Below are 6,097 nucleotides of genomic sequence, written 5' to 3' on the forward strand. Positions count from 1 at the left end.
GTGGAACGGTGAGTACTTCAAGGTCACCACGACCGACGGGACCCAGTACTACCTGGGCCTGAACCACTCCCCGGGCAGCACCTCCGACCCCGCCACCAACTCCGCCTGGGGCGAGCCGGTCTACACCCCGAAGTCGGGCGACCCCTGCTACGACAGCGCCAAGGGCAACAACTCCTTCTGCGCGAACATGGGTTACCGCTTCAACCTGGACTTCGTCGTCGACCCGCAGGGCAACCTGCAGCGGTACGACTGGGCGACCGAGTCCAACTTCTACAACATGGGATACGGCCAGGTCGCGCAGTCCGGCGCCGGCGGAACCATGACCCAGTACACCCGCGGCGGCTACCTGACCCAGATCTCCTACGGGTACAAGCTGGCCGACGAGCAGGCGGGCCACGACCCGGCCGCCAAGGTGGCCTTCGCCGTCACCCAGCGCTGCACCAAGGACGCGGCCACCTGCGCCACGCTCAACACCACCACCGCGCCGAACTGGCCGGACACCCCGTACGACCTCAACTGCACCAGCGGCATGGCCACCTCGGGCACCGGCAGCAACGTCTGCCAGGTCGACACGCCGACCTTCTGGACCAGCTACCGGCTGCAGACCATCACCACCTCGGTGAAGACCGGCTCCGGCTGGCAGAACGTGGACAGCTACACGCTGACCCACCTGTTCTCGGACGCCGGCGGCACCATGGACCCGGTCACCGGCAAGACGGTCGACCCGAAGGACGCCGGTGCGCTCCAGTCCGTCATGTGGCTCTCCCAGATCCAGCGCACGGGCCAGGACACCACGGCCGGCGCCGGCGGCAGCCTCACCCTGGACCCGGTGACCTTCACCGGCGTCGAGATGGACAACCGCGTCGACGGCCTCACCCCGGCGGCCCCGCCGCTCTACCACCCGCGCATCTCCAGCCTGCAGACGGAGACCGGCGAGTCCATCGCCGTCACCTACCGGGCGCCCGAGTGCTCGCGGGTCAACAACACCATGCCGGCGTCCCCGGACTCCGACACCATGGCCTGCTACAACGTCTACTGGTACACGCCCGGCGCCGTGACGCCGACCAACGACTGGTTCCAGAAGACCCTGGTCGCCCAGATCTCGGACAACGACGCCACCAAGGCCAACTCGCCCGCCAAGGTCACCAGCTACACCTACTCGGGTGGCGCCGCCTGGCACCGGGACGACAGCGACCTGACGGACGACCAGTACCGCACCTGGAACGACTTCCGCGGCTACCGCACCATCACCACCACCACCGGCTCCGCCCCGGACCCGATCACCCAGAGCACCGCCAGCTACTTCCAGGGCATGGACGGCGACTACAAGGCCGACGGCACCCAACGGTCCGTCAGCCTGGCCAACAGCCTGGGCGAGGCGACCACCGACAGCAACTGGCTCGCCGGTGCCGTCCAGGAGGTCGACCAGTACAACCAGGCCGGCGGCAGCGTGATCGCCAAGAGCCTGGTCTCGGCCCCGGTCTTCACCACCACGGTGACCAGCCCGCGCACCGCGACCACCTCGAAGACCCCGGCACCGGCGCTCTCCACCCTGCCGGACCTGGCCGCCCACCGGATCCGGTCCACCTCCACCCGCTCGCAGCAGCTGCTGGCGGACGGCCGGACCTGGCGCACCACGCAGAGCAGCTCGACCTACGACGCGCAGGCCCGGCTCTCGCAGGTGGACGCGCTGGGTGACGTCACCGTCCCCAGCCAGGAGGCCTGCACCACCACCAGCTACGCCAACCCGCCGGCGTCCAACCCGATGATGCTCAGCTACCCGGACGAGACCCTGGTGGTCACCGGGCCGTGCAGCACGGCGGCCGGCAGCAGCACCACGGTCAGCGACCGGCGGTTCTTCTACGACGGCGACGGCACGGTCACCAACCCCGGCAGCTTCGGGCAGCTCGGCACCAACGGCTACCTGACCGCCACCCAGGCGGCGCAGTCGTACGACGCCGCCGGCCACCCGGTCTTCCAGACCCAGAGCGCCCGGGTGCTGGACCAGTACGGCCGCGTCACCAGGAGCACCGACGCCGCCGGACAGGTCACCACCATCGGCTACACGCCGACCAGCGGCACGCTGCCCACCGGGGTGTCGACCACCAACCCGCTCGGCTGGACCGCGAGCAACACGCTCGCCCCCGGCCGCGGCCTGATCGTCCACTCCTCGGACGTCAACCAGCGGGTGTCGGACAGCACCTTCGACGCGCTCGGCCGCCGGACGGCGAGCTGGCTGCCCGGCCGCGACAAGGCCACCCAGAGCGCCGACAAGCTGTTCAGCTACGCGGTCAACGGGGCGGGCAACCCGAACCCGTCGAGCGTGACCACCCAGACGCTGCGCGAGGACAACTCGTACAGCACCGCGGTGGACCTCTACGACGGCTTCCTGCAGCAGCGCCAGCGCCAGACCACCACCGCCGACAACTCGGCCGGCCGGCTGATCTCCTCGGCGCACTACGACAGTCACGGCTGGCTGCACAGCACCGTGCCGGCCTTCTCGGACACCACCACGGCGCCGGGCTCCACGCTCTTCGTCGAGACCGAGAACACGCTGCCGTCGGAGACCGTCTCCACCTACGACGGCTCCGGCCGCGGCACCGGCCAGACGCTCTACGCCAAGGCCGCGCCGCTGTGGACCTCGACGGTGTCCTACCCGGGCGCCGACGAGACCGACAGCACCCCGCCGCAGGGCGGCACGCCCACCTCGGTCTTCACCGACGCGCTCGGCCGGACCACCCGTCAGGTCTCGCACGGCGGCGCCGGGGTCGGCGACGTGACGACCAGTTACGGCTACACCCCGGGCGGCCGACCGGCCACGGTGCAGGACAACGCCGGCAACACCTGGAGCTACACCTACGACCTGGTGGGCCGACTGCTCTCGGAGACGGACCCGGACAGCGGGAAGGCCAGCACCAGCTACGACAGCCTGGGCCGGGTGGCCAGTGCCACCGACGCCCGCGGCCAGACGCTCTCCTACACCTACGACGCGCTGAGCCGCCGGACCGGCGAGTACAGCGGGACCAGCACCACCGACTCCAGCAAGCAGTTGGCCGGCTGGAGCTTCGACACCCTGCTCAAGGGCTACCCGACCGCCTCGACCCGCTACGCCAACGGCGGCGCGTACACCACGGCGGTCACCGGCTACAACAACGCCAACCAGCCCACCGGCACCACGGTCACCATCCCGACCGGCGAGGGCAAGCTGGCCGGCAGTTACACCGTCGGCTCCAGCTACACGCCGAACGTGGGCATGCTCTCGGGCACCACCTACAACGGCGACGGCGGCCTGCTCCCCGAGACCGTGGGCTACGGGTACAACCTCGGCGGCGGCATGGTCTCGATGGGTTCGGACTTCGCGCCGTACCTCGACCTGGCCTCCTACAGCCCGGTGGGCCAGGTCCTGCAGTCCACCTACGGCGTGCTCGGCAAGCAGCTGCGCACGGCGCAGACCTACGACGACGCCACCAGCCGGCTGGCCACCAACCGGGTCAGCCTCCAGACCGCGACCACCAACCCGATCTCGGCCTTCAGCTACGCCTACGACCAGGCCGGCGACCTGACCGGCACCAGCGAGCTGCAGTCCTCCGGCGGCGCCGACCAGGTGGTCGACACCCAGTGCTTCCAGTACGACGGGCTGAAGCGGCTGACCCAGGCCTGGACCGACACGGCCGGCCTGAGCAGCCCGACGGCGGGTCAGCTGGCGCACTGCACCAGCACGAACCCGGCCCCGGCCACGCTCGGCGGCCCGGCCCCGTACTGGACCAGCTGGCAGTACAACCTGCTCGGTGACCGCACCCAGCAGGTCCAGCACGACCTCACCGGCAACACCGCCAAGAACACCGTCCAGACGCTGAGCTACCCGACCAACGGCGTCCAGCCGAACACGGTCAGCAGCATCAGCACCACCGGTCCGGCCGGCACCACCACGCTCACCCCGCACTACGACGCGACCGGCAACACCAAGGACCGGGCCACCACGGGGGTGGGCGCCGGCAGCCAGACCTTCACCTACGACGAGGAGGGCCGCACCAAGGCCGTCACCACCGCGGTCGGGGTCAACAGCCCGCAGACGACCGGGTACCTGTACGACGCCGACGGCGGCCTGCTGATCCAGCGCACCCCGAACAGCGCGATCCTGTACCTGTTCGGCGGCGCGGAGCAGCTCACCCTGGCCGGCGGCGCGGTCACCGGCCAGCGGTACTACCACGGCCCGGACGGCACGGTCCTGGTCCGCTCCAGCAACGGCACCGTCAGCTACCAGCCGGCCACCCCGCAGGGCACGGCCCAGCTCCAGGTGGACGCCAAGACCCTGACGATCACCCGGCGGCAGTTCGACCCGTACGGCAACGCCCGCGGCACCGTGCCGGGCAGCTGGGCGGACAACCACGGGTACCTCGGCCAGCCGTCCGACGCCACCACCGGGCTGAGCCTGCTAGGCGCCCGGCAGTACGACCCGGCGATCGGCCGGTTCCTCAGCGCCGACCCGCTGTTGGAGGCCGGCGACCCGAACCAGATGGGCGGTTACGCCTACTCGGGGGACAACCCGGTCAGCAGCAGCGACCCGTCCGGCCTGCGCCAGGACTGCGGGAACTGCCAGAACCTGGCCCCCGGGCCGCCGTCCGGCGGCCCCATCGGGTTCTGGGACGCGCTGGGTACGCTCGCGGGCGGTGTGCTCGCCGGGCTCGACTTCGGCGGCTGCGAGCTCAGCACCGAAGGCGCCGGCGACTGCGTCGACCAGGGCGAGTCGATCTTCCTCAACGTCTGCGGGTTCATCGCGGGCGACTGCGGTCCGGGCAGCCCGCACGTGCCGTCCAGCCACGGCCACGACGAGCCGCACCCGGAGCCGGGCAAGGCCCCGGAGGCGCCGCACCAGGATCCGCCGAAGCCGCAGCCGTTCGACCCGCACGCCTTCGACGGGCTCGACAACCGCGACGATCCGCGGATGGACCGGCACAACACCGGCAACGCCGATCCGCAGCAGGACCCGACCACCACCCCGCCGGCCACCACCCCGACCAGCGACCCGACCTCGGACTCCCCGTCCACCCCCAGTACCGGGACCCACACGGGCACCGAGGGCGGTTCCTCGCACGACACCAACGACCACGACGGCAAGCACCCGACCTGCAGTTTCGCCCCGGACACGCTGGTGTTGCTGGCCGACGGGACGACCAAGCCGATCGACCAGGTGCAGCCCGGCGACCAGGTCGCCACGGCCGACCCGACGACCGGTCAGCAGCAGGACGGCCAGCCGGTCACCGCGGCGCTGGTGCACCACGACACCGACCTGGTGGACCTGACCGTCACCGGTCCGGACGGGGCGCGCAGCACCGTCAGCACCACGGCCAACCACCCGTTCTGGGACGCCACCCGGCACGGCTGGGTCCCGGCCGGGGAACTGCCCGCGGGCGACCGGTTGCAGGCCGAGGACGGCACCGTCGTCCAGGTCGTGGTCGTCACGGTCACGCCGGGCGAGGCCGACCGGTACAACCTGACGGTCCAGCACCTGCACACCTACTACGTGGTGGTGGGCCGCACGCCGGTCCTGGTGCACAACGAGTGCGACGACGGCGTCGAGGGCAAGGCGACCAGCACTTACCACCCGGGGGACGAGCAGTACAACCCCCACAGCGACGAGATGCAGAAGCGGAGGGCGGACAACCAGGCGTTCTACGACGACCAGGCGGCCTACGCCAGCGTGCCGCAGGAGGTGCACGACCTGGTCGCCGACGTGGTGCCGAACCTGAGCTACCCTCAGCGGCGCACCCCCAAGGAGGTCAACGGGGTCGTCCAGCGCGTCCGGGACTTCTTCCAGGGACGGAACGTCAGCGGAGCGGATCGCCGCTACTGGGCGAACTCGGTGATCTACGACAACGGCACCGGTGACCAGGTCCGTATCATGATCAATCCCAGGACCGGGCAGGTCTCCTGGTTCGGTCTGAAGAACGGCGTCCACGACTACTCGGACCGCCGCGACTACCCCTGGGCCCGCCGGACCCCGAACTGGGACCGGACGCACCCGGCGCCCTAGCCGGCCGGCGTTCCCCCAGCGGCAGTCGCACCACCGGGGCCGGGGCGGGCGCAGCACCCTGCC

Annotated in this window: 1 protein-coding gene; it reads left to right on the forward strand. The window is 71.0% G+C overall.

Annotated elements, in window-relative coordinates:
• Positions 1-6,034: polymorphic toxin-type HINT domain-containing protein (locus ACFW1A_RS37225; RefSeq protein WP_380417494.1), on the forward strand; the 6,034-nt coding region annotated here is incomplete at its 5' end.
• Positions 6,035-6,097 lie beyond the last annotated feature (63 nt).

It is taken from the genome of Kitasatospora sp. NPDC058965, assembly GCF_042741245.1.
Classification (GTDB): Bacteria; Actinomycetota; Actinomycetes; order Streptomycetales; family Streptomycetaceae; genus Kitasatospora.